Origin of the sequence: Tenggerimyces flavus, assembly GCF_016907715.1 — a bacterium.
GTDB classification, from domain to species: domain Bacteria; phylum Actinomycetota; class Actinomycetes; order Propionibacteriales; family Actinopolymorphaceae; genus Tenggerimyces; species Tenggerimyces flavus.
This window is the reverse complement of the sequence record NZ_JAFBCM010000001.1, coordinates 1,151,109-1,172,348: the sequence shown is the minus strand read 5'-3', so window position 1 is coordinate 1,172,348 and position 21,240 is coordinate 1,151,109. Positions and strand designations below refer to the sequence as shown.

Here is a 21,240-nt window from a genome sequence, read left to right as displayed (position 1 = left end):
CGCGGATGTTCCGTAGGCTGGCCGCGCCAGTCAGCCACGTCAGGAACGAGGGGCCGCGCATGCCGGAGCCGGGGAACGACCCGTTGGCGGACATCGCCCCGGTGGTTGTTCGGAGTGCCGCCGCCCAGGTGGCCGACGGCCTGGTGCTGTTGGTGCGCGAGGAGAAGCTGAAGCCGGACGACAAGCTGCCGTCGGAACGGGACCTCGCGACGCGGTTCAAGGTGAGTCGGCCGACGGTGCGCGAGGCCCTGGCTGCGCTGGAGCTCGCGGGCGTGGTGCGCTCGTACCGGGGCCGCGGGACGATCGTCGTCGGCACGCCGTCGCAGGTGGCGACCTGGGGTGTGGAGATCTTCCCGCCGCAGGTCTTCGAGGCGCGGCTGGCGATCGAGCCCCAGCTGGCGGCGCTGGCGGCGCGGAAGCACTATCCGGTGGACCTGGCGTACTTGCAGCAAGCGCTTGCCGACCACGAGAAGGTGTTCCAGACGACCGGCGAGTACCCGTCCGACCTGCCGATTCACCGCGCGATCGCGCGGGCGGCGCGCAACCCGATCCTGGAACGGGCGCTGGAAGACGCACTGCTGCACACCCAGAGCCCCCTGTGGATGGCGCTGCGAGCCCGCGCGTTCGCGACCCAGGAGGCGCGGGCCTCGCACTCGCAGGACCTGCACGAGGTGGTCAAGTTCATCGGACAGGGCAAGCCCGCCGAAGCCGCCCACGTCTGGCGCCACCACCTGTTCTACTTCCGCGCCGACATGCTCGGCCGGACGCACGGATCCGCGGACTAGCCTCGGGACTTCAGGTGTTGGTGGGCGGTATTGGCCTTTGAAGGACGGACGTGCCTGTCCTGCTGGGGAACCTTGGGATGGCGACGTCTCGAGTGATCCGAGCGGGAAGGCACTCCATAGGTGAAGCGCGTCGTGGTCGCCTTACCCGGCCAGTGACCGCTCTACCTGGCGTCCACCCCACGTAAAGCGGCCAATGATCATGCAAACATGATCATTGGCCCCAGGGCGGGCGGGGACGGGCCGGTCGAACCCACCGCCGGACGAAAGATCGAGGCTAGGCCGAGGGAGGACGACATGACCTACACGGTTCGCCCGCTCGACGCGTCGACGTGGGACGCGTTCGCCGAGTTGGTCGAGCGCAACGGCGGCATCTTCGGTGGCTGCTGGTGCATGAGCGGCCATCCGGAGGCCTGGGTCCCCGGACTGGACAAGCGTGCCGCGAAAGAGGCGCGGGTCCGTTCGGGTCGCGCCCATGCCGCGCTCGTCTTCGATTCCGACGGGGTCGCGCAGGGGTGGGCTCGGTACGGGAACCTGGAGGAACAGGCGTCCGTCGGTCACCGCCGGGCGTACGAAGAGGACCCGCCGCCGGTGCCGGACTGGCGGATCGGGTGCTTCTACGTCGACAAGCGCCACCGTAAGCAGGGCATCGCCCGGGCCGCCCTCGAGGGAGCTCTGGACCAGATCGCGGAAGCGGGCGGAGGCCTGGTCGAGTCCATCCCCGAGGTGACCGCCGGCCGCTCGGCGCAGGGCCGGTTCCTCTTCTCGGCGACGGTCGAGCTGTTCGAGGACTTCGGCTTCGAACGGGTCCGCCAGGTCGGCAAGCACGCCTGGATCGTCAGCCGTGTCGTGGATCCGTACAGCTAGGAGCGCTCTTTCGCGACCTGGTCGCGGACGGCGGGGATGATCTCGTCGACGAAGCGTTGGGGTTGGCCTTCGCCGTCGGCCCAGAGCAGGAACGTGTCGAAGCCGAGGCCGACCGCGAGGTCGGTCAGCTCGTCGACCCACTGGCTCACCGGGCCGTGCAGCAGGCCGTCGGACTTGCCCGAGGTGATCTGGCCGTTCACGTTCAACACCCGGCGGATGTCGCGGGGCGAACGGCCGGCCTCCACCGCCGACTCGTCGAGGATCGTGGCGAGGCCCGCCAGCTTCTCGGCGTTCCGCTGCAGCGAGGGCACCCAGCCGTCGGCAACGCGGCCGGCCAACCGGACCGCTCGTGGCCCGTACACGCCGAGCCAGATGCCGATCGGACGGGTCGGAACGGGGCCGGACATCGCGCCGGCCAGCGAGTAGTGCTTGCCGGCGAAGCGGAGGTTGCGCTCGCCGCTCCAGATCAGCCGGATGACCTTGATCGCTTCCTCGAGCGCCTCGTACGACTCCCGCGGCGACCGGGCCGGACCGCCGTACGCCTGGACGGCCTCGTTGAAACCGCCTGCACCCAGGCCGAGGTCGAACCGGCCGCCGCTGAGCAGGTCGAGGCTGGCCGCGGCCTTGGCGAGCACGGCTGGCGGCCGCAGCGCGAGGTTGCTGACGTCGGGGAACAGCCGGATCCGCGACGTCGCGCCCGCGAGGTAGCTGAGCAGCGTCCAGGTGTCGACGTACCTGCGTTGGTACGGGTGGTCCTGGATGCCGAGGTACTCGAACCCCAACGCCTCCAACGATCGCGCCGTGTCGAGCAGCGGGTCGTCGGCGTTGGGGATCAGGAAGTAGCCGAACGAGAGGTCGCGGCCGTAGTCAGCCACGGTGATCGCCTTCTTACTGTGGACCTACTGGGGGAGGGTCGCCTCGATGGCGGCGACCAGGGTGGGGTCTTCCGGAACGGTCTGCGGCCGGTAGCGCCCGACCACCTTGCCGCTCGGGTCGATCAGGAACTTCTCGAAGTTCCAGGCGACGTCACCGGCCTTGCCCTCGGTGTCCGCGACCTGGGTGAGCTCCTGGTAGACCGCGTTGGCCTCCGGCCCGTTGACGTCGGTCTTCTCGATCATCGGGAACGAGACGCCGTACGTCGTCGAGCAGAACTCCTGGATCTCCTCCGCCGACCCGGGCTCCTGCCCGCCGAACTGGTTGCTCGGGAACCCGATCACGGAGAACCCGCGCGTGGCGTACTGCTCCTGCAGCCGCTCGAGGCCTTCGTACTGAGGCGTCAGGCCACACTTCGAGGCGACGTTGACGACGAGCAGGGTCTTGCCCTGGTAGTCGCCGAGGGAGGTGGGTTCGCCGGTCAGGGTCTTCAACGGGACGTCGTAGATGCTCATGGTGAGTCAACCTCTCCTGACCGCTCGCGAATTCCGGCTGGGGCCGTGAGGTACATCTCGGCCAGGTCGCTCACCGTACGCGCCAGGCGTTCGCGCAGCTCAGCGGGCTCGAGCACCTCGACCTCGGCACCGAGCTTGAGGAACTCCGTCTGCGCGTGGACGAGCGACTCGATCGGTACGGTCGCGCGCACCCAGCCGTCGCCGTCCGCGCGGCCGGCCGCGACCGCGTCGACGACCTGCTGGGACATCAGGTGCGGGATCCGTTCCACCGCGGTCGGGGACAGCCGGACGAGCGCCTCGCCCTTGATGAGCTGGGACCTGAAGTCGGTGAGATGGGTACGCCAGAACGTCGCCAGGTCGAAGGACTCGCGTGCGAAGCGCTCGTCGAGCTGCTCCAGCGACAGGATCTGGTTGACGCGGTACGTACGGAAGTCGCCGTCGGTGCGGCCGATCACGTACCACTTGCCGGCCTTGAGCACGACGCCGTACGGCTCGATCCGGCGCGTGACCTCGGTCGGTTCGCGCCACCGGCGGTAGCGCAGCTGCAGCGCCCGGGTGTTCCAGACCGCGTCCGCGACGGCGGCGAGATGCGGGACGTCGTCGCCGTCGTGGTACCAGCCGGGCGCGTCGAGCAGGAACCGTTCCTGGATCCTCCCGGACCGGTCGCGCAGCTCGGGCGACAGCGCTGCCTGCAGCTTGAGCTGGGCCGCCGCGACGACGGTGCCGAGGCCGAGCTCGGCGGCGGGACCGGGCAGTCCGGTGAGGAACAGCGCCTCGGCCTCGTCGGCGGTGAGCCCGGTGAGCCTGGTCCGGTAGCCGTCGAGCAGCTGGTAGCCGCCCTCGTGCCCGGCGTCGCCGTACAGCGGGACGCCCGCGCCGTGCAGCGACTCCACGTCGCGGTAGATCGTGCGCACGCTGACCTCGAGCTCGTCGGCGAGCTGGCGCGCGGTCATCCGGCCCCTGCTCTGCAGGAGCAGCAGGATCGAGACCAACCGGCTGGCGCGCACGTTCCCAGTCTGCCGCTTTCCGCTGACAGAAGGTGTCAGTGGAACGGTCCTAACGTCCCGGACATGGCGAAAGACTTCGACCTTCTGGTCGGCACCTGGGACTCGGTGCAACGGCGACTCAAGGACTACCTCAACGGCGACGAGTGGGAGGAGTTCGAGGGCGTCTCGAACTTCCGGCTGCTCAAGGACGGGTGGGCGCACTTCGACGAGGTGGAGTTCCCCGCGGTCGGCACGGCCGGCCTGACCATCCGGCTCTTCGACCCGGCCCGCGAGGAGTGGTCGATCTACTGGGCGAGCAGCCGGAACGGGCAGCTCGGCCTGCCGCCGGTGGTCGGCAAGTTCGGCCCGGACGGCGTCGGCAACTTCTACAGCGAGGAACAGTGGGAGGGCCACGACATCATCTGCCGCTACCAGTGGTCGGGCATCACCGAGACGACCGCCCGGTGGGAGCAGGCGTTCTCGTTGGACGGCGGCAAGACGTGGAAGCCGAACTGGGTGGCGGACTTCACCAAGCGTTCCTAGTCGCCAAAGTGTCGGTGGCGGCGTTGCTATCTCGACCCCGCTTTGCATCGACGGCACCGGTTGGCGAGTGGCATCGTCATGCGGATCTCGCGCCGTCGATGCCATCCGTCGAGATGGCGACGCCTAAGGCCACCGACCGAGGCGACCATGGGTGGAGAAGGGGTTGCCCCGATCTGAGCAAGTACTGCCGACGGGCAGCACTTCCTCTTACTCGGGAGCATGCATGCAGCGGGGCATTCTCGGCGTCGGCGCGGTCACGGTGGCCGCGCTGCTCGCCACGACGATCGGCAGTCCGGCGCAGTCGGCGCCACCACCTTCCACTCCCTCGGCCGGGCAGGCGATCACGCTGGTCACCGGCGACGTCGTCCGGGTACGAACCGACCGCGAGGGTCGCCGGACGGCGACCGTCGAGCCGGGCGAGGGTCGCGAACGGGTTCCGTTCATCCACCGCTCCCGCGGCGACCAGCTGTCGATCCTGCCCGCCGACGCGGCGCCGCTCGTGGCGTCCGGCAAGCTGGACGCGCGGCTGTTCGACATCACCGGGCTGCTGCGGGACGGGTACGGCGACGCCACGCGGACGACGTTGCCGCTGATCGTGCGGTACCGCGGCCAACGAGCCACCACGCTCGACGGAACGACGGTCTCCCGGCCGCTGACCTCGATCGGCGGCGCCGCGCTGACCGCGCGCAAGGACCGGGCCGACGACTTCTGGGCGGACCGTGCCGACGCCGACAAGATCTGGCTCGACGGCAAGGTCAAGGCGCACCTCGACCAGAGCGTGCAGCAGATCGGCGCACCCGCGATGTGGGCGAAAGGCCTTACGGGCAGGGGCATCTCAGTCGGCGTACTGGACACCGGCATCGACGAGACCCACCCCGACCTCGCTGGCTCGGTCGTCGCGTCGAAGGACTTCTCCAGCAGTGAGAGCGGCGTGGTCGACAAGGCCGGGCACGGTACGCACGTCGCGTCGATCATCACCGGCGACGGCACCGCGTCCGACGGCAAGTACAAGGGAGTGGCGCCGGACGCGAAGCTCGTCATCGGCAAGGTCCTCGACGACTCCGGCCAGGGTCAGTTCTCCTGGCTGATCGCCGGCATGGAGTGGGTGTCGCAGCACGCCAAGGTCGTCAATATGAGCGTCGGCGGCGGGATCCCGAGCGACGGCACCGACCCGGTCTCGCTGGCGTTGGACGAGATCTCCGAGCGGACCGGCACGCTGTTCGTCGTCGCGGCCGGCAACAACGGCTTCGACGAGTTCGGCGCGCACGACGAGTCGGTGACGATCCCCGGCGTGGCCGAGGCCGCCCTCACCGTCGGCGCGATCGACCGCGAGGGTGCGGTCGCCGACTTCTCCAGCAAGGGTCCGCGGGTCGGCGACGGTGCGATCAAGCCCGACCTCACCGCGCCCGGCGTGGACATCGCGGCGGCGCGCGCGGCGGACACGCAGATCGGCGAGCTCGTGGGCGAGCACTACGTACGCGCCTCGGGTACGTCGATGGCCTCGCCGCACGTCGCCGGCGCGGCCGCGATCCTCGCGCAGCAGCACCCGGCGTGGTCCGGGCCGCGGCTCAAGGCCGCGCTCGTCAATACTGCGGTGCCGAACGCGAACGACCCCGTCTTCCACCAGGGCGCGGGGTTGGTGAACGTTCCCCAGGCAGGCGACACGACGATCTCGGCCTCGCCGGGCAGCGTGTCCGCACTGCTGAGCGACGCGGCGACGACGCGTACGGTGACGTTCCGCAACGACGGATCCGCTGCTGTCAACCTCGCCTTGACGCTGACGACCGCGGCGCCGACTGGCGCGTTCGGTCTCGACAAGTCGTCCGTCGCGGTGCCGGCGAACGGCACGGCGGAGGTGGCCGTACGGCTCGACCCGACCAAGACCGAGCTCGGCCGGTTCGGCGCCAGGCTCGAGGCGCGTACGGCCGACGGCGTCGGTGTCGGCGTACCGATCGGCCTGGTCCGCGAGCCGAAGCTGCACACGATCTCCGTCGCCGGCATCGACCGGGCGGGCAAGCCGACCGGCACGTCGATCGAGAACCTGCACTGGGTCGACGTGATCGACCTGGAGACCGGCGAGTACGTCCCGATCCACGTCAGCCAGGGCAAGATCAAGGCGCGCGTGCCGGCCGGCCGCTACACCGTGCAGGTGTACGTGGACACGCTGCAGGCCGACGGAACCTACGCCGACGCGACGTACCTCTCGTACCCGACCGTCAGCGTGAACGGCGACGTCTCGCTCGTCGCCGACGCCCGGCGTGCCGAGCGGGTGAGCGCGACGACGGTCGACAGCCCGAAGGCGGAGAAGTTCGGCTTCGACCTCATCGGGACGACCGAGAAGATCGGGGAGCACCAGGTCATCTCCGGGACGGGCTCGGACGACCCGAGCGTCGGGCTGTACGCGCTGCCGACCGAGCGCGTGCGTGGTCGCTCGTACGCGTTCTACTACCGGACGATCCGCGCCGAACCACTCGGCGCCCGCGCGGCGCCGAAGGCGTATCACCTTGCTCTGTTGACGAACGGGCGCATCCCCGAGCAACCGACGTACCGCGTGTACGACCGGCGGCTGGCCGCGCTCGAGACCAGCTACCACTACAACTCCGGCGACGTGGAGGGAAGCCGGTTCACCGTCGTCGGCCTGGCCGGCGAAGGCTTCCCCAGCGGCGGTGGCTCGTACCCGATCGCGCTGCCGGGCAAGAGGCTGGAGCTCTACTCGGTGGTCGGTAAGCCGGGCGAGCAGCCGATGATGCGGTGGATGGACGCTCCGGACTTCACCGAGAACGCCATGGATCCGCCGCTGCGCGCGGGACGGCGGTCGAGCTTCGCGTTCAACGCCGGGGCGATCGGGCCCGTCGTGGACGCCTTCGGGCCGAAGTGCGGGGTCGGGTCGGGACACATGTTCCTCGTCACGTACCCGATGGCGCCGGCGAACGCGCTCTGGCAGCTGCCCGGGGACACGACGCGGGTGACGTTGCACCAGAACGGCGAGCTGATCGGCGAGGCCGACGACGTCGCCAGCTGCTTCCCGATGCCGGCGACGGAGGAGCGGTACGCGTTCCACGCCGTCACCACGCGGGAGCCGGGGACGCGGCACGGGCTCCGCGAGGAGGCGACGTGGACGTTCCCGTACGCGCTGGCCGACGACACGGCGCCGCCGCTGGTGACGATGCGGGTGTCCGGCGCGTTCGACCTGCGGAACACGGCGCCTGCGGGCAAGCCGTTCCGACTCGAGCTCGTCGCTGACGACGCGCGGATCATCAAGACGGGCGGGCTGCCGTGGCTGTCGACGGTGACGCTGCAGTTGTCGTACGACGACGGCGCGACCTGGACGTCGGCGAAGGTGCGGAGCGCCGGGAAGAACCGGTGGACCGCGGATGTCAGGCACCCGTCGAGCGGCGGCTTCGTGTCGGTGCGGGTGAAGGCGCACGACCGTTCCGGGACGGGCGTGGACCAGACCGTGATCCGCGCGTACGCCCTGCGTTAGGCCGTGTCTGGCAAAGATCGCCTGGCGCGCGACACGACCTCGAAGAAGATCTCCTCGCCGACCTGCTCGATGCCGGCGATGGCTCCCAGCTTCTCTGGGTTGACCACGAAGTGCAGGGCGGCGATCTGATCGCCGTCGATGTCGAAGGAGACCACGGCGAACGGCGCGCCCGCCGAAGTGACCACCAAGGCGGGCTCGCCGTTCACGTGCGCGAGGTAGGCATGCGCGTCGGCGGGCGCGTTCTTGTGCACACCGACCATGAACCGGCCGACCTTGTCCGCACCCTCGATCGGGCGCAGCGCCGCGCGGACGATGCCGCCGCCGTCGGAGTTGAGCACCACGTCGGGGGCGAGCAGCTTCATGAGCGCGGCGAGGTCGCCGTTCATCGTGGCGGTGAGGAAGCCGTCGGTGACGCGGCGCTGGGTGGCCTTGTCGGTCTCGTACCGCGGGCGGCGTGCCCGGACGTGCTCGCGGGCGCGTTTGGCCAACTGGCGTACGGCATCCTCGTTGCGGTCGAGCGTCTCGGCGATCTCGGCGTAGGAGAACGCGAACGCCTCGCGGAGGACGAACACCGCCCGCTCCAGCGGCGACAGCGTCTCGAGCACGACGAGCATCGCGAACTTCACCGAGTCCGCGAGCGCGATGTCGTCGGCGACGTCGGGCGTGGTGAGGATCGGCTCGGGCAGCCAGGGACCGACGTACGCCTCGCGCCTCGCCTGCGCGCTCTTCAGCCGGTCGAGCGCGAGCCTGGTCGTGACGCGGACCAGGAACGCGCGGGCGTCCTGCACCTCGTCGTGGTCGACCGTGCTCCACCGCAGCCAGGCGTCCTGGACGACGTCCTCGGCGTCGGACCATCGGCCGAGGACGCGATAGGCGACGCCGAGCAGCAGGTCACGCTGCTGCTCGAACGCGGCGGTGGCGGGTTCGGTCATCGCTGCCATCGTCTCCCGGATCGGCCTTCGGCCGTACGACGGGGTAGCGCGGCGTGGCGTGACATCTCCCGGGTGGCCTTCCCTCGCCTCGCGCTGTCCCTACTCGACCCGTGGGGGCAGTGCGTCGGCGAGGGTGGCCTCGCCCGGTCATTCAGACGAGGATGCCGGATCCGCGGCTCGGTCGCCACCGGAACGGGGGGTCGCTGTGGAGAAACCGCTCACGGCTCGTCGCGCCGTTGGCACGGTGCGTACGGTCTGCTGCTCAGCCCGGCGATGGGTTGAGGGCGAGATCGGCGGCGACCGACGGCGCAGAAGTACCGCGGCAAGTAGGCTCCGTGCGCCGAGTGTGACCGTTCAGAAGGGTAACGATGAGCCAGGCCGACGAGTTCGAACGCATGTCCGAGGAGGGCGGCGACCTCCAGGTCGTGACGTACCTGTTCGACAAGGTGGCGCCGAAGGAGATCTCCGCGATCCGGCTCGGCTTCACCGGCGGCGAGTGGCTGATCCGGGTCAACGAGGACGACTCGACGCTCGAGATCGGGCCGGTCTCGGCCGTGGTCGAGACCTACGAGTCGGCGAACGTGTCCACGCACTTCCCGTGGGCCGCGGCACTGGGCAAGCACGCCCGGTGGGTCTGGCTGCTGGAGAACCAGGACGGCTACGAGGACGCGATTCAGTTCGAGTTCGCCGACACCGACCGCGGCGGCTCCGTGCGGATCCAGCTGGTGGCCATGAACGTGGCGATCCAGGTCAACCACGTGACGCCGCTCGAGACGCCCTACCTGTCGAGCTGAGCTCGCACCTCGTGACGAGCAGGGCGCTGATGCGCTCCGGCGCGTGGGAGTGCAAGATGTCTGCCACGGTCGGTCCTTTCACCGGAAGGTCCGGTCGAGGGTCCGTTGGGAGCTTCCACCTCCTGGCGGACCCGCCTTGTCTACCCGCGATGTCCCGGGCTAATTGACGAGGATCGCGCCGTAGTGGCCGGGGACTGTCACGGTCACGTTGCCGGCTGAGACTGGGTAGGTGGTGCCGGTGATGGCGTCCTTCATGGTGGCGCCGTCGGGCACGGACAGCTGATAGGCCGGGACGGTGTACGTCCTGGTCGCCGAGTCGTTGTTCAGCACCACGGCGATGCGGTTCGCCGCGTCGGCTCGGCCGAAGGCGTAGAGCTTGGTCGCGTCGTCGACCGCGAGGGTTTGGAACGAGCCCGTTCGCAACGCCGAGTACTGCTTACGGATCGACGCCAGCTTCTGGACCAGCGCGACCGAGGTGTTCGCGGTGGTTGCCTGGGACCAGTCGAACGTACGCCGGTTGTCCGGGTCCGCTCCACCCTGCATCCCGTACTCGTCGCCGTAGTAGACCGTGGGCATCCCCACGTACGTGAACTGGAAGAAGTGCGCGAGGTACGTCTTCCAGATGTCCCCGCCCGCTCGGGTGCCGAAGCGGGTGATGTCGTGGTTCGACAGGTGGTTGCTCATCGTGCGCAGCGCGGGCGTCGGGTAGTTGGCCCGAGTCCCGCGCAGCCACGCGTCGAACGCCGAGGTGCTCAGTGAGGCAGCATTGTTGGAGTAGTCGCGCCCGGTGATCCACTGCGACACCGGCTGGGTGAAGCCGTCGAAGTTGCTCGCCCCGTCCCACTCGCCGCCCGTCACCCACGGCTGCGCGTTGCCCCAGTACTCGCCGAAGATCAGTGCGTTCGGGTTGGCGCCCTTCACTGCCGTACGGAACTCGCGCCAGATCCCGTGGTTCGTCGCGTTCGACCCGTTGCCACCGCCGGCGTCCGCGTACTGCGGCGCGTCCAACCGCCAGCCGTCAACTCCGGATTGACGCAGCCACTTCTGCGCGACCGAGGTCGTCGACCCATACAGGGCAGAGCGAACGGCGGACGAGGCGAAGTCGTACTTCGGCATGCTGGGAGTGGAGTTGAAGAAGCTCGAGTACTGGTCGGGCCAGCTCTGGAACGTGTAGAAGCCGGAGTACGGACTCGCCTGCGACTCGTACGCTCCGGTCACCGACGGCCAGACGTTGCCGCGGTCGAACCACTTCGCCCAACTGCCGCTGTGGTTGAAGACGCCGTCGAGAACGATCCGCGCCGTGGGGCCGTTCGACGACGAGTGCAGGTCGGACACCAGGCCGGAGAAGGCCGCGTTGCCGCCGAGGTGCGGGTCGACGTTGTCGTAGTCCTGCGTGTCGTACTTGTGGTTCGACGGCGAGGTGAAGATCGGGTTCAGGTAGACGGTGTTGATGCCGAGCGTGTTCTTCAGGTAGCCGACGCGCTGCCGTACGCCCTGCAGGTCGCCGCCGAAGAACACCGAGGAGTTCACCGCCGGAGCCGTCGCGAACACCGACTCGCCCCACGCCTTCTGCTGCGTCGGCGCGCCGAAGAACGTGTACTCGCCCGTCGTCACGTCGTTTGCCGTGTCCCCGTTGGAGAAACGCTCCGGAAAGACCTGGTAGATCATCGCGGCCTTGGCCCACGCCGGCGTGCTGAACCCAGGCAGAACGTAGAAGTCCTGCTGCGAGGGCTCGTTGTCCGAGACACCCGCCGCGTTGTACCAGTCGGTGTCCGAGCCGTCGTTGACCTGCAGCCGGTAGTACTTCGCCGAGCAGCTCGCCGGGATCGTTCCGGCCCACCGGTCGAAGCGCCCGGTCGCGTCGTTCGCCACCCACGCCATCGGCACCCAGTGGAACGAGGAGTCCGCGCTGTCGTAGTACTTCACGTTCGCGCTGGTGACGTCGGTACGGAACGTCCGCACCGTCACCGTCACCGCCGTCGAGCAGGTCGGCTCCGACGTGCTCGCGTACAACGGCCCCTGGTCGTGGAACAACCCGTTCCACTCCACGTTGTTGTCGGCAGCCGCCGCCCAGGCAGGCGCGCTGGGCACGACGAATGAGAACAAGGAGAGCGCGAGCACAACCAAGCCCAGCAGCAGCCGTCTCATCCGAGCACTATGACCGCCGCCGAGCCCCCGAGACAAGACTGCCCGGCGAACCTGGCCCCTGCCACCACGCTCGGCGTCGTCGGCTTCCGGGGTCCGAGGACGATCCCTTCGGCCGAAGGCCCCATCTGGTCGCCGCAGGGCCACCCGACGCCGCCGAGCACCGCGACCCGATGCCGCTAGGCCGCCCGCGGCCGACGCGTGCGAGCGGTCGCCATAAGCACAGCGTGATGTCACAAGCTGCCAGAGGGCGTCGTCCTGGTACGACACCAACAAGGGAGCGGACATGGAATCCATCACCGTCGTCGGCGGCGGACTCGGCGGCCTCACCGCGGCGATCGCCGCGGCCGAGCAGGGCGCGTCCGTCGACCTGTACGAGGGACACCAGACGCTCGGCGGCCGCGCCCGGTCGAGCGAGGGACCGTACACAGCGAACGACGGGCCGCACGTCTTCTACGACAACGGCCCGCACTGGAGCTGGCTGGCGAGTCGCGGCCTCGTCACACCGGCGGCACGCGCACCCCTCGGCGCGCTCGCGAAGCTGCGGTTCCGGCACCAGGGCAGGCTCGTGGCGCTTCCGCCCAGTGACCTGGCGAAACTCCTGGTCAAGCGCAAGGTCGTCGCGCCCGTCGACCGGTCGCTGCGCGACTGGGCGGGCGAGCAGTTCGGGGCCGAGTCGGCACGGCTGATGGCGGGCCTCCTCGGCGCGGTCACGTTCGACCACGACGCCGGAAGGTTGTCCGCCGCGTTCGGCTGGGAGCGCTTCCTGCGGACGACCGCGCTCAAGTACCCGAGCGCGCGGTACGTCCTCGGCGGCTGGCAGGCGACCGTCGGCAAGTTCGCCGCGCACGCGCGCCAGCTCGGCGTCCGGATCCACACCGGGCACCGCGTCGACACCATCCCCGACGGCCCGACAATCGTGGCCACCTCGCTCGACGCGGCCCGGCAGCTGCTCGGCGACGACACGTTGCGCTGGGAGAGCGGCCGGACCGCGCTGCTGGATCTCGCCGTACGCCAGGACAAGCGCGACCTGTTCCTCGTCTTCGACCTCGACCAGGCGGCGTTCTACGAACGGTTCAGCGCCGCGGACCCGTCCGTCGTGCCCGCCGGCGAGTCGCTCGTCCAGGCCCAGCAGCCGTTGCGGCCGGGCGAGTCGAAGGCGGACGGGATCGCCCGGCTGGAGGGGCTGATCGATCTCGCGATGCCGGGCTGGCGGGACCGCGTCACCTGGCGGCGCGAGGCGATCGCGCACTGCCGTACGGGCGCGCTCGACCTGCCCGGGACGACCTGGCGCGACCGCCCCGCGATCGACCGTGGCGACGGCGTCTACCTGGTCGGCGACCAGGTCGCGGCACCCGGGCTGCTGTCCGAGGTGGCGATCGCGAGTGCCCGCGAGGCGGCGAAACTCGCCGTCGATCGGCTGGGTGACAATCTGGAGAAATCGCATACACGCAGGTCAGCCGCCGGCTAGCTTAGGTCGGGCGTCGCCCGGGAGGGGGCGCGCCCACCTGGGGGAGCACATGAACTGCCCGCACTGCGGTCACCCGCTGCCGCCTGCCGTCTGCGAGACCTGCGAGGAGCCGATCCACGCGCCCGCACCCTCCCCGCAGCGCACGGTCGCGACGATGGCACCACCGCCGGCACCGGTTCCCCTTCCCGAGCGGATCGTCGTCCCGATCGGCATCCCGGCGTACCACCTGTACCAGCCGCCGCCGGAGTGGCGGCAGGTCCGCCCGATCGCCGGGCTGCGCAGCGCGGTGATCGCGTTCACGCTGCTGTACCTCGCGACCATCGTGGTGACGTTCCTGATGGCGCGCGAGCGGATGCCCGAGCTCCAGGCCACGATCGAGCCATTGATCGCGGACCCGAAGCTGATGGAGACGTTCGACTCCGAGGCGTTCGTCGCCGCCAACCGCTCGCTGTTCACCGCCGCTCTGGCCACCATGCTGCTCAGCACCGTCCTCACCGTCATCAGCTGGCTGTGGACGTTCCGGGCGCGGTCGAACGCTGAGGCGCTCGCGCCGTACGACCACCGCCGGCACAAGCTGTGGATCATCCTCGGCTGGATCGTGCCGCCGGTGTTTCTGTGGTTCCCGAAGCAGATCGTCGACGACATCTGGCAGACCAGCGACCCGAAGAGCACCAGCCGGGACCCGATGGTGCGCACGCGTTCGAAGGTGATCGTCAACGTCTGGTGGCTGGTCGTGCTGTCGAGCTACACGCTCATCGGTCTGGTGGCCGGGATGGCGTCGAGCCCGGAGCTGACCGTGCCGTTGCAGGACGGGCTCGTCGGGCTGTTCGTTCTCGGCGCGATCGTGTGGGTCGTGATCGTCTGGCGGATCACCGCGCTGCAGGAGCGGCAGCGGCAGGAGGTGCCGGTCGAATGACGTCGTGCTCACGCTGGACGCCCTCGTGGCCGCCGGTCTCGCGATCGCGACTGGGTGGCGGATCGCGTCGATGCAGGAGGAGCTCAGGCGGGGTCGAGCACCCGGCTGAGGATCCAGGAGTGCTTGCCGACCTGGCGTACGCGCTCGAACCCGTTCTGCTCGAACACCTCCACCGTCGCGGAGAACAGGAACGGCGCCCTGCCTCGCCCGGCCGTCGCCTGCGAGATCGCCTCGATCCTGCCGCCACCTGCCGCGGCGATCAGCTCCACCGCCCCTTCGACCGCGGCACGCGCGATGCCCTGCCTGCGGTGCTTCTTGTCCACGAAGACACAGATGATGCGCCAGTCCGCTCGAGGCGGCGGGTCCTGCTCGTACGCGTGCCGGTGGGTCATCCCGGGGAGCTCCTCGGGGCTGCCGTACTGCGCCCAGCCCTGCGCGAGGCCGTCCGCGTCGAAGACCAGCGCGGCGTGGGCGCGGTCGGTGCGGACCCGTTCCTGCTTGGCCGCGCGCTTGGCCTCGGGTGAGTCGAGGCCGGGTTGGCGGTGGTTGTTCTGGCACCAACAGCCACCCATGACGCCGCCGTTGCGCTCGACCAGCTCCGCGAAGGCGTCCCAGGTCGACGCGTCGAGCGCGCGGACGGTGTACGGCTCAGTCATGGCAGCCCTAGTCGATCGCGGCGGCGAGGCGGTCGACGGCGGGCTCGATGGCGCTGTCCGGGAGGTTGCCGTACCCGAGCACGAGGCCGGGCGACTCGGGGTCGGGCTCCAGGCGGTACGCGTCCAGGTCGACGACGTGGACGCCTGCGTGAGCGGCGCGACGGACGACCTTGGCCGCGACGGTGCGGGCGGGGTCGAGGCGCAGAACGAGATGCAGACCCGCGGCGACGCCGGACAGCTCGCAGTCGGGCAGCTTGGCGGCGAGAGCCTCGACCAGCACGTCGCGCCGCTTGCGGTACCGCGTCCGGGACGCGCGGAGGAAGCGGTCGTACCCGCCGGACTCGACGAACGCCGCGAACGCCAGCTGGTCCAGCGCCGAGGGCGACGGCCCGCCGAGTTCCGGTGAGCGCATCGCCTCGGACCAGCGCGCCGGCGTCACCATCCAGCCGAGGCCGAGCGCGGGCGACAGCGTCTTCGACAGCGAGCCGAACAGCGCGACCCGCGACGGCTCGGCACCCTGCAGCGCGCCGACCGGCCGGCGGTCGTACCGGAACTCAGCGTCGTAGTCGTCCTCGAGCACGATCCCGTCGACCCTGCGGGCCCACTCGAGCAGCGCGGCGCGGCGGGCCGGAGCGAGGACGACCCCGGTGGGGAACTGGTGCGCGGGCGTGAGCAGCGCGGCGCGTACGGACGGCTGCGAGGCGAGGTCCTCGACGCGGAAGCCGAGGTCGTCGACCCGGATCCCGACAGTGGTGAGCCCGACCCGTTCGACGGTCTGCCGCAGCCGGGTCCAGCCGGGGTCCTCGACCGCGAGGTGGGTGTGCCCCGCGGCGAGCAGCGCGCGGCACAGCCGGGCGACGCCGTCGGTGACGCTCGTACAGATCGTGATGTCGGACGCGGCGAGGACGGCGCCGCGCACGCGCTGGAGGTACTCGGTGAGCATCTCGCGCAGCCGCTGCGAGCCGCCCGGCTCGGGATAGCCGAGGTCGGCGTACGGGACCGTGGTGAGCTGGGTGCGTACGGCCTCCGCCCAGCGCTGGCGGGGGAACTCGCGCAGATCGGGCAGACCGGGCGCGAGATCGTACTGCGTCGAGGCGGGGACGCGCGGCTGCCGCTGGATCGGCGACCGGTCGTCCGGCGCCGCGCCGACCTCGGCGACGCGGGTGGCGCTGCCGGTGCGGGCGGTGAGGTAGCCCTCGGCGACGAGTTGCTCGTACGCCTGGGTCACGACCCAGCGGGAGCAACCGAGGCTGGTGGCGAGCGTGCGGCTCGGGGGCAGCGCGCTGCCGGGCGCGATCCGACCCGACCGGATGGCCGAGCGGAGTGCCCGGGTCAGCCGGTCGTGCAGTGGCCCGGTACGCGCGTCGCCGAGATCGAGCAGCGTGTCCCAGGCCAGGTTGGTCCGAGCGGTCGCCACAGTTGCTGATCGTACGGTGGTCACGCCCGCCCGAGGCGCTGGCTCTCCTGCAGCTTGCTGAGCCGGGCGATCACCACGACGGCGAGGATCGCGCCCGCCCAGCTGACCGGGGCGAGGACCACCTCGGCACCCGCCGCCACCTGGATGTCCTCGAGCGTCTCCGCGCCGACGATCGACCGCATGACCGCGTTGCCGACCCACGTGCCCAGCAAGAAGACCAGCCACCAGACGAGCACGATCTTCGGCCCACCACCGCCGGCCTTGGGATTGCGCTGGGTCATGGCGGGGTCGCTGGTCTTCCAGATGTCGTCGACGATGTTCTTGGGGAACCACCAGGCGATGATCGGCACGATCCAGCCGAACACCAGCCACGGCTTGGCGAGCCGGTGCTGGAACGGGAGGATCGCCTCCGCGTTGGCGCGGGCACGGAACAGCCACACGATGAACAGCACCCCGGCGACCACGTAACCGGCGAGCTCGAGGACGCCGGTGAGCTGGTACGCCGCGTCGCTCGCCTCGAGGTCGGCGATCGGCACCGCGTTCTGGTCCACGATGAACTGCTCGATCAGGAAGTAGCGCAGCACGCTCACGACGACCGCGGCGAGGTTGGTGAGGAACCACACCACGAGCCCGGCTACGGCCAGGACCGCGAGACCGTTGATCGGGCGGATTGGCTTCGGCGGCACGGGTGGTGCGAGAGGCGCGGCCGGGCTCGCCCACGGGGTGGGCTGCGGCTGCGGATGGACGTACGGCGGTGGCTGGTCGGACATGGCATCCCCCTGCTGAAACGGTGTCCGCCAAGGTAGACCGCTGCCGTTCCGGACGGGGCCGGTTTGACCAAAGTGCCCCGGCCCCTGGGTGACGCCCTGCTACCTTCGAATGATGAGGACGTCGTGAGCGAGACACCCGAGGCTGCGCCGACTGAGCAGTTCCAGACGGTCTTCTGGTCGACCAAGCGCGCCATGTGGGAAGCCTCCGACGCCGCCAATCGCAAGCATGGGGTGCGCGAGGGGCAGCAGTTCATCCTCAAGTTGTTGTGGGAAGAGGACGGCCTCACGCCCGGGGATCTGGCCCGCCGGCTCGGGCTCGCGACCCCGACGGTCACGAAGGCGGCGACCCGCATGGAGGCCGCCGGCATCCTCACCCGCAAGCCCGATGCCCGCGACCGCCGCCTGGTCCGGCTCTTTCTCACCACGCACGGCAAGTCGCTGGAGAAGATCCTCGACGCCGAGATGGCCGTGCTGTCCGAACGAGCGCTCGCGGGACTCTCCGACGAGCAACGCGGCGAGCTGATCAAGACGCTCACCCAGATCCGCGAGAACCTGCTCAAAGACTCCGACTGAGCTCAGCCGCCCACGCGACGAGCTGCTCGTCGTGGTGCGGCCTCGCGACGAACTGCAGCCCGAGTGGCAGGCCGTCCAGCTTCCCCGCCGGCAGCCCGACGACCGGCAGCCGTGCCTGCGTCCAGGGCAGGTTCATCGTGGCGTTCCCGGTCGTGGCCAGGCTGTCCGGCGCGGGGCCGGGTGCCGACGGCGCGACCCAGACGTCGAACGCGTCCATGCCCGCGACCAGTTCCTCGGCGTAGCGCTCGCGATCGCGCAGCGCCGCCTCGTACTCGTCCGTCGCGATCTTCCGCCCCTCGCGGACGCCGGTGGCCGTGCGTGCCTCGTACAGGGACGCGAACGAGTCGAACCAGCGCTCGTGCACGCGGGCCAGCTCGTACAGGTTGATCGTCCGGTTGCGCGCGGCGACCACCTCGATGTCGTCCAGCGCTGGCACCTCGCGGACCTCGAATCCCTTGTCCCGCAGGGCGTTCACCTGCTCGAAGAACGCCACGCGGGCCTCGGGCTCGGTCTGGTCGAGGTACGCACCGATCGGTACGGCGAGCACGGGACGGCCCTCAGCAGCAGCAGGCGTCCAACCAGCACAGGCGATCGCCGCGACCCGCTCCACCCAGCCGACGGAGGCGGCGAGCACGCCGACGGTGTCGAACGAGGGCGCGTTCGCGATCACGCCCTCGGTGCTGATCCGCCCGTACGTCGGCTTGAACCCGACGATGCCGCAGAACGCTGCCGGCCGGATCACCGAGCCGACGGTCTGGGTACCGAGCGCGGCGGGGACGAGACCAGCGGCGACGGCCGCCGCGGACCCGCTGCTCGAGCCGCCCGGCGTGTGGTTTCGGTTGTGGGGGTTGCGGGTTTCGCCCGGCGCCTGGAACGCGAACTCGGCGGTAACGGTCTTCCCGACCACCAGCGCGCCGTGCTCCTTGAGCCGGGTGACGACGGGCGCCTCGTCGCCGGTGAGCACGTCGGGCGGAAGGTTCGAGCCGGCAGCGGTGGGGAGGCCCGCGACGTGGATGACGTCCTTGACCCCGATCGGCAGTGGATGCTCACCCATCTCCCGAAGCAGCCGATCCCGCCGGCCCGGCTCGGCGACGAACGCGTGCAGATCCGCGTCGACCGTATCGATCCGGGAACATAGCTCGTCGATGTCCATCAGCCCACCACCAAGGCGATCGTGAGCAGGGCGGCGGTGGTGCCCAGCTCGATGAGGGCGCCGAACACGTCGCCGGTGATCCCGCCGATCCGGCGTACGGCGTGACGGCGGAACAGGTCGGTGACGAGCAGCCCCGCGACGACGGCGCCGGTGAGCCCGAGCGCGAGCTCGTTGCGCCCGTCGAGCGCGGGAAGGACCCAGATCACCACGGCGGCGAGGAGGTAGCCGGTCTGCAGTCGCGGGCCGAGGCTGCCGGCGACGAGCGCGCCGAAGCCGTCCGGCCTTGCGGGCTTGACGTCTCGGCCCGCGGCGAGGACGACGGCGAGTCGTCCGGTGAACGCGGCGCAGACGAGCGCGACACCACCGAGGAGCGGGCTGGCGTGCAGCAGCGCGGCGAGCGCGGTGGTCTGCAGCAGCAGGGTGAACGCGATCGCGGCGACGCCGAACGCGCCGATGTCGGGTTGGCGCATGATCGTGAGCGCACGTTCGGGTTCGGCGTGGCTGCCGAGGCCGTCCGCGGTGTCGGCGAGCCCGTCCAGGTGCAGGCCGCGGGTCGCGAGCGCGAGAACGGTGACCGCGACCGCCGCGCCGAGGAGGGAGCCGAGCGCGTTGTCGACCGCCGTCGCGATTCCCCAAGCGGGCAAGGCGGCAACCGCTCCGAGCGCGGCGCCAACGAGCGGCAGCCAGAGGACAGCGCGCCGGGCGGTCGTGCGGTCGACGACGTACGACTCCGCGCCGGGCACGGGGAACACCGTGAACATCGCGAGCGCGAGCCTCATCGCAACCTCTGCGGGATGCCGGCGGTGACGAACCACACCTCGTCCGCCGCCGCGGCGAGCCGGGCGTTGAGCGCGCCGAGCTCGTCGCGGAACCGCCGCCCCGACGGGGTGGCCGGGACGATGCCGGAGCCGACCTCGTTGCTGACCGCGACGACGTACCGGGTTGTCCCGGTCCAGGCGGAGATCGCGCTGTCGACGCGGGCTTGCAATGCGTCGTCGTCGGGGTGGTCGGTCCAGCTGCCGGCCGCGTCCAGCTCGCCGGCGAGCCAGGTCGTGAAGCAGTCGATCAGCAGCGGTTCGGCGGCCGGCTGGGTCAGCAGCGCCGCGACGTCGCGGGTCTCGTGCGTCTGCCAGGTCGTTGGTCGGCGGGCGCGGTGAACGGCGACGCGTTCGGCCCACTCCGGGTCGTCCAGGTCGGGGACAGCGCCCGTGGCGACGTAGGTGACGGACGGCTCGTCCTCTAAGAAGCGCTCGGCGGTGACGGACTTGCCCGAGCGCGCGCCGCCCAGGATGAGCACGCGTCTGCCTTGTGGCGTGGGGTTGGCGAGCTCGTCCAGCGTGGCGACCTCGTGCAAGACGCGGGCGGCGGACTGCACGATCGGCAGCGCGAGCGACGCTCCCGTTCCCTCGCCGAGCCGCATCCGCAGGTCGAGCAACGGGCGGAGCGCCAGCTTGTCCAGCGCGAGCTGGGCGGCCGGCTCCTGCGAGAGATGGCCGGCGATGAACGCGCCCGTGGCGTCCGGCGCGAGCGCGGCGGCGACGATCGCTGCGGCCGCGGCGGCAACGCCGTCGAGGATGACGGGCGTACGGAGAGCGGCGGCCCCGAGCAGGTAGCCGACGGTCGCGGCGTGCTCGAGCCCGCCGAGGGCTGCGAGCACGCCAAGAGGATCGGCGAGATCGAGTCGATGAAGGTCGAGGGCCTGGCGTACGACCGCGACCTTCGTGGTCCAGGTCGGGTCGTCGATGCCCGTCCCGCGGCCGGTCGCGTCTTCAGGACTGGCGCCGGTGAAGGCGGCGACGAGCGCGGCGGCCGGCGTGGTGTTGGCGATGCCCATGTCGCCGGTGAGCAGGCAGCTGTGGCCGGCAGCGACGAGCTCGGACGCCGTTCGGATGCCGACCTCGACGGCCTGGACCGCCTCGGCTCGCGTCATCGCGGGCGCCGTGGCCAGGTCGTCCGTGCCCGGCCGGACCCGTTCCTTGCGGAGTCGCGGATGGTCGGGCAGGTCGGTGGCGACACCCACGTCGACGACGCGAACTGTGGCGCCGGTCTGCTTCGCGATCGCGTTGATGACCGCGCGCCCGTTCAGGAACGTGCCGACCATCGCCGCGGTGATCTCCTGCGGCCACGGGCTCACGCCGTGCCGGTGCACGCCGTGGTCGCCGGCGAAGATCACGACGGCCGCTCGTTCCGGGATCGGCGGCGGAGACGTACGCGCGAGGCCGGCAAGCTGCTCGGCGAGGTCCTCGAGCTGCCCCAACGACCCCCGCGGCTTGACCAGCTGGTCGTGCCGTTCCCGCGCCTGCCGCATCGCGTCGCGGTCGAGCGGCTCGATCGCCGCAAGAGTGTCGTCGAGCAGGCCCATG

At 70.6% G+C, this 21,240-nt stretch carries 19 protein-coding genes; 8 read left to right on the top strand and 11 right to left on the bottom strand.

The features are described from left to right. Positions 1 to 59 precede the first annotated feature (59 nt). On the top strand, positions 60 to 785 hold the full coding sequence (locus JOD67_RS05600) for a FadR/GntR family transcriptional regulator (RefSeq protein ID WP_205115951.1): 726 nt from the start codon (positions 60 to 62) through the stop codon (positions 783 to 785). Positions 786 to 1,079: 294 nt separating this feature from the next. Beyond that, the gene (locus JOD67_RS05595) at positions 1,080 to 1,649 is read left to right on the top strand and encodes a GNAT family N-acetyltransferase (protein ID WP_205115950.1); all 570 of its coding nucleotides are present in this window, start codon (positions 1,080 to 1,082) and stop codon (positions 1,647 to 1,649) included. Here the strand turns inward: JOD67_RS05595 and JOD67_RS05590 are convergent. From JOD67_RS05590 to JOD67_RS05580, 3 genes are read right to left on the bottom strand one after another with little or no spacing between them, the layout of a single operon-like run. Continuing rightward, positions 1,646 to 2,524 carry an LLM class flavin-dependent oxidoreductase gene (locus tag JOD67_RS05590; RefSeq protein WP_205115949.1) on the bottom strand — a complete coding sequence of 293 codons (879 nt, stop codon included), beginning with the start codon at positions 2,522 to 2,524 and terminating at the stop codon, positions 1,646 to 1,648. The genes JOD67_RS05595 and JOD67_RS05590 overlap by 4 nt on opposite strands. A 24-nt stretch (positions 2,525 to 2,548) precedes the next feature. Next, the gene (locus tag JOD67_RS05585; protein WP_205115945.1) at positions 2,549 to 3,037 is read right to left on the bottom strand and encodes a glutathione peroxidase; all 489 of its coding nucleotides are present in this window, start codon (positions 3,035 to 3,037) and stop codon (positions 2,549 to 2,551) included. Further along, positions 3,034 to 4,044, bottom strand: a complete 1,011-nt coding sequence (locus JOD67_RS05580; RefSeq protein WP_205115943.1) for a helix-turn-helix transcriptional regulator — start codon at positions 4,042 to 4,044, stop codon at positions 3,034 to 3,036. The genes JOD67_RS05585 and JOD67_RS05580 overlap by 4 nt, the downstream gene beginning before the upstream one ends. A 63-nt stretch (positions 4,045 to 4,107) precedes the next feature. On the opposite strand from JOD67_RS05580, the gene JOD67_RS05575 reads away from it, so the two are divergent. Both JOD67_RS05575 and JOD67_RS05570 read left to right on the top strand, forming a co-directional pair. Further along, positions 4,108 to 4,566: a hypothetical protein gene (locus tag JOD67_RS05575; RefSeq protein ID WP_205115941.1), complete on the top strand. Its 459-nt coding sequence runs from the start codon at positions 4,108 to 4,110 to the stop codon at positions 4,564 to 4,566. A gap of 223 nt (positions 4,567 to 4,789) precedes the next feature. Beyond that, a complete protein-coding gene (locus JOD67_RS05570) occupies positions 4,790 to 8,050 on the top strand; it encodes a S8 family peptidase (protein WP_205115939.1) in 3,261 nt (1,086 codons plus the stop codon). Here the strand turns inward: JOD67_RS05570 and JOD67_RS05565 are convergent. Beyond that, positions 8,047 to 8,982, bottom strand: a complete 936-nt coding sequence (locus JOD67_RS05565; protein WP_205115937.1) for an RNA polymerase sigma-70 factor — start codon at positions 8,980 to 8,982, stop codon at positions 8,047 to 8,049. The two genes, JOD67_RS05570 and JOD67_RS05565, sit on opposite strands and share 4 nt — an antisense overlap. Before the next feature lie 368 nt (positions 8,983 to 9,350). On the opposite strand from JOD67_RS05565, the gene JOD67_RS05560 reads away from it, so the two are divergent. Continuing rightward, entirely contained in the window at positions 9,351 to 9,776 is a 426-nt protein-coding gene (locus JOD67_RS05560; RefSeq protein ID WP_205115935.1) for a DUF6334 family protein, read from the top strand. 159 nt (positions 9,777 to 9,935) lie between these two features. On the opposite strand, the gene JOD67_RS05555 is transcribed toward JOD67_RS05560, so the two are convergent. Continuing rightward, positions 9,936 to 11,924: a glycoside hydrolase family 13 protein gene (locus JOD67_RS05555; protein ID WP_205115926.1), complete on the bottom strand. Its 1,989-nt coding sequence runs from the start codon at positions 11,922 to 11,924 to the stop codon at positions 9,936 to 9,938. A gap of 283 nt (positions 11,925 to 12,207) precedes the next feature. Between JOD67_RS05555 and JOD67_RS05550 the strand changes: the two genes are divergently transcribed. Together JOD67_RS05550 and JOD67_RS05545 are read left to right on the top strand one after the other, a co-directional pair. Further along, positions 12,208 to 13,392: an NAD(P)-binding protein gene (locus JOD67_RS05550; RefSeq protein WP_205115924.1), complete on the top strand. Its 1,185-nt coding sequence runs from the start codon at positions 12,208 to 12,210 to the stop codon at positions 13,390 to 13,392. A 49-nt stretch (positions 13,393 to 13,441) separates the two neighbouring features. Further along, the gene (locus tag JOD67_RS05545; protein ID WP_205115921.1) at positions 13,442 to 14,308 is read left to right on the top strand and encodes a DUF4328 domain-containing protein; all 867 of its coding nucleotides are present in this window, start codon (positions 13,442 to 13,444) and stop codon (positions 14,306 to 14,308) included. An 83-nt stretch (positions 14,309 to 14,391) separates the two neighbouring features. Here JOD67_RS05545 and JOD67_RS05540 read toward each other — a convergent pair whose 3' ends face one another. The 3 genes from JOD67_RS05540 to JOD67_RS05530 are packed head-to-tail and all read right to left on the bottom strand — an operon-like array spanning position 14,392 to position 17,151. Beyond that, positions 14,392 to 14,964 carry a GNAT family N-acetyltransferase gene (locus JOD67_RS05540; RefSeq protein ID WP_205115920.1) on the bottom strand — a complete coding sequence of 191 codons (573 nt, stop codon included), beginning with the start codon at positions 14,962 to 14,964 and terminating at the stop codon, positions 14,392 to 14,394. 7 nt (positions 14,965 to 14,971) lie between these two features. Further along, entirely contained in the window at positions 14,972 to 16,381 is a 1,410-nt protein-coding gene (gene pdxR, locus JOD67_RS05535; RefSeq protein ID WP_307782288.1) for a MocR-like pyridoxine biosynthesis transcription factor PdxR, read from the bottom strand. A 20-nt stretch (positions 16,382 to 16,401) separates the two neighbouring features. Further along, the gene (locus tag JOD67_RS05530; protein ID WP_205115918.1) at positions 16,402 to 17,151 is read right to left on the bottom strand and encodes a DUF4328 domain-containing protein; all 750 of its coding nucleotides are present in this window, start codon (positions 17,149 to 17,151) and stop codon (positions 16,402 to 16,404) included. 123 nt (positions 17,152 to 17,274) lie between these two features. On the opposite strand from JOD67_RS05530, the gene JOD67_RS05525 reads away from it, so the two are divergent. After that, complete coding sequence (locus JOD67_RS05525) at positions 17,275 to 17,724, top strand: MarR family winged helix-turn-helix transcriptional regulator (protein ID WP_205115916.1); 450 nt, start codon at positions 17,275 to 17,277, stop codon at positions 17,722 to 17,724. Here the strand turns inward: JOD67_RS05525 and JOD67_RS05520 are convergent. From JOD67_RS05520 to cobT, 3 genes are read right to left on the bottom strand one after another with little or no spacing between them, the layout of a single operon-like run. Continuing rightward, complete coding sequence (locus tag JOD67_RS05520; RefSeq protein ID WP_205115914.1) at positions 17,708 to 18,877, bottom strand: amidase; 1,170 nt, start codon at positions 18,875 to 18,877, stop codon at positions 17,708 to 17,710. The genes JOD67_RS05525 and JOD67_RS05520 overlap by 17 nt on opposite strands. Beyond that, the gene (gene cobS, locus JOD67_RS05515) at positions 18,877 to 19,656 is read right to left on the bottom strand and encodes an adenosylcobinamide-GDP ribazoletransferase (RefSeq protein WP_205115912.1); all 780 of its coding nucleotides are present in this window, start codon (positions 19,654 to 19,656) and stop codon (positions 18,877 to 18,879) included. The genes JOD67_RS05520 and cobS overlap by 1 nt, the downstream gene beginning before the upstream one ends. Continuing rightward, entirely contained in the window at positions 19,653 to 21,239 is a 1,587-nt protein-coding gene (gene cobT / locus JOD67_RS05510; protein WP_205115910.1) for a nicotinate-nucleotide--dimethylbenzimidazole phosphoribosyltransferase, read from the bottom strand. Before cobT ends, cobS begins: the two co-directional genes overlap by 4 nt. Position 21,240 lies beyond the last annotated feature (1 nt).

What these genes read in the sequence shown, in the direction of transcription:
- JOD67_RS05600 (WP_205115951.1), top strand. Translation starts at nt 60, where the DNA reads ATGCCGGAGCCGGGGAACGACCCGTTGGCGGACATCGCCCCGGTGGTT.
- JOD67_RS05595 (WP_205115950.1), top strand. Translation starts at nt 1,080, where the DNA reads ATGACCTACACGGTTCGCCCGCTCGACGCGTCGACGTGGGACGCGTTC.
- JOD67_RS05585 (WP_205115945.1), bottom strand. Translation starts at nt 3,037, where the DNA reads ATGAGCATCTACGACGTCCCGTTGAAGACCCTGACCGGCGAACCCACC.
- JOD67_RS05575 (WP_205115941.1), top strand. Translation starts at nt 4,108, where the DNA reads ATGGCGAAAGACTTCGACCTTCTGGTCGGCACCTGGGACTCGGTGCAA.
- JOD67_RS05570 (WP_205115939.1), top strand. Translation starts at nt 4,790, where the DNA reads ATGCAGCGGGGCATTCTCGGCGTCGGCGCGGTCACGGTGGCCGCGCTG.
- JOD67_RS05565 (WP_205115937.1), bottom strand. Translation starts at nt 8,982, where the DNA reads ATGACCGAACCCGCCACCGCCGCGTTCGAGCAGCAGCGTGACCTGCTG.
- JOD67_RS05560 (WP_205115935.1), top strand. Translation starts at nt 9,351, where the DNA reads ATGAGCCAGGCCGACGAGTTCGAACGCATGTCCGAGGAGGGCGGCGAC.
- JOD67_RS05555 (WP_205115926.1), bottom strand. Translation starts at nt 11,924, where the DNA reads ATGAGACGGCTGCTGCTGGGCTTGGTTGTGCTCGCGCTCTCCTTGTTC.
- JOD67_RS05550 (WP_205115924.1), top strand. Translation starts at nt 12,208, where the DNA reads ATGGAATCCATCACCGTCGTCGGCGGCGGACTCGGCGGCCTCACCGCG.
- JOD67_RS05545 (WP_205115921.1), top strand. Translation starts at nt 13,442, where the DNA reads ATGAACTGCCCGCACTGCGGTCACCCGCTGCCGCCTGCCGTCTGCGAG.
- JOD67_RS05540 (WP_205115920.1), bottom strand. Translation starts at nt 14,964, where the DNA reads ATGACTGAGCCGTACACCGTCCGCGCGCTCGACGCGTCGACCTGGGAC.
- JOD67_RS05530 (WP_205115918.1), bottom strand. Translation starts at nt 17,151, where the DNA reads ATGTCCGACCAGCCACCGCCGTACGTCCATCCGCAGCCGCAGCCCACC.
- JOD67_RS05520 (WP_205115914.1), bottom strand. Translation starts at nt 18,877, where the DNA reads ATGGACATCGACGAGCTATGTTCCCGGATCGATACGGTCGACGCGGAT.
- cobS (WP_205115912.1), bottom strand. Translation starts at nt 19,656, where the DNA reads ATGAGGCTCGCGCTCGCGATGTTCACGGTGTTCCCCGTGCCCGGCGCG.
- cobT (WP_205115910.1), bottom strand. Translation starts at nt 21,239, where the DNA reads ATGGGCCTGCTCGACGACACTCTTGCGGCGATCGAGCCGCTCGACCGC.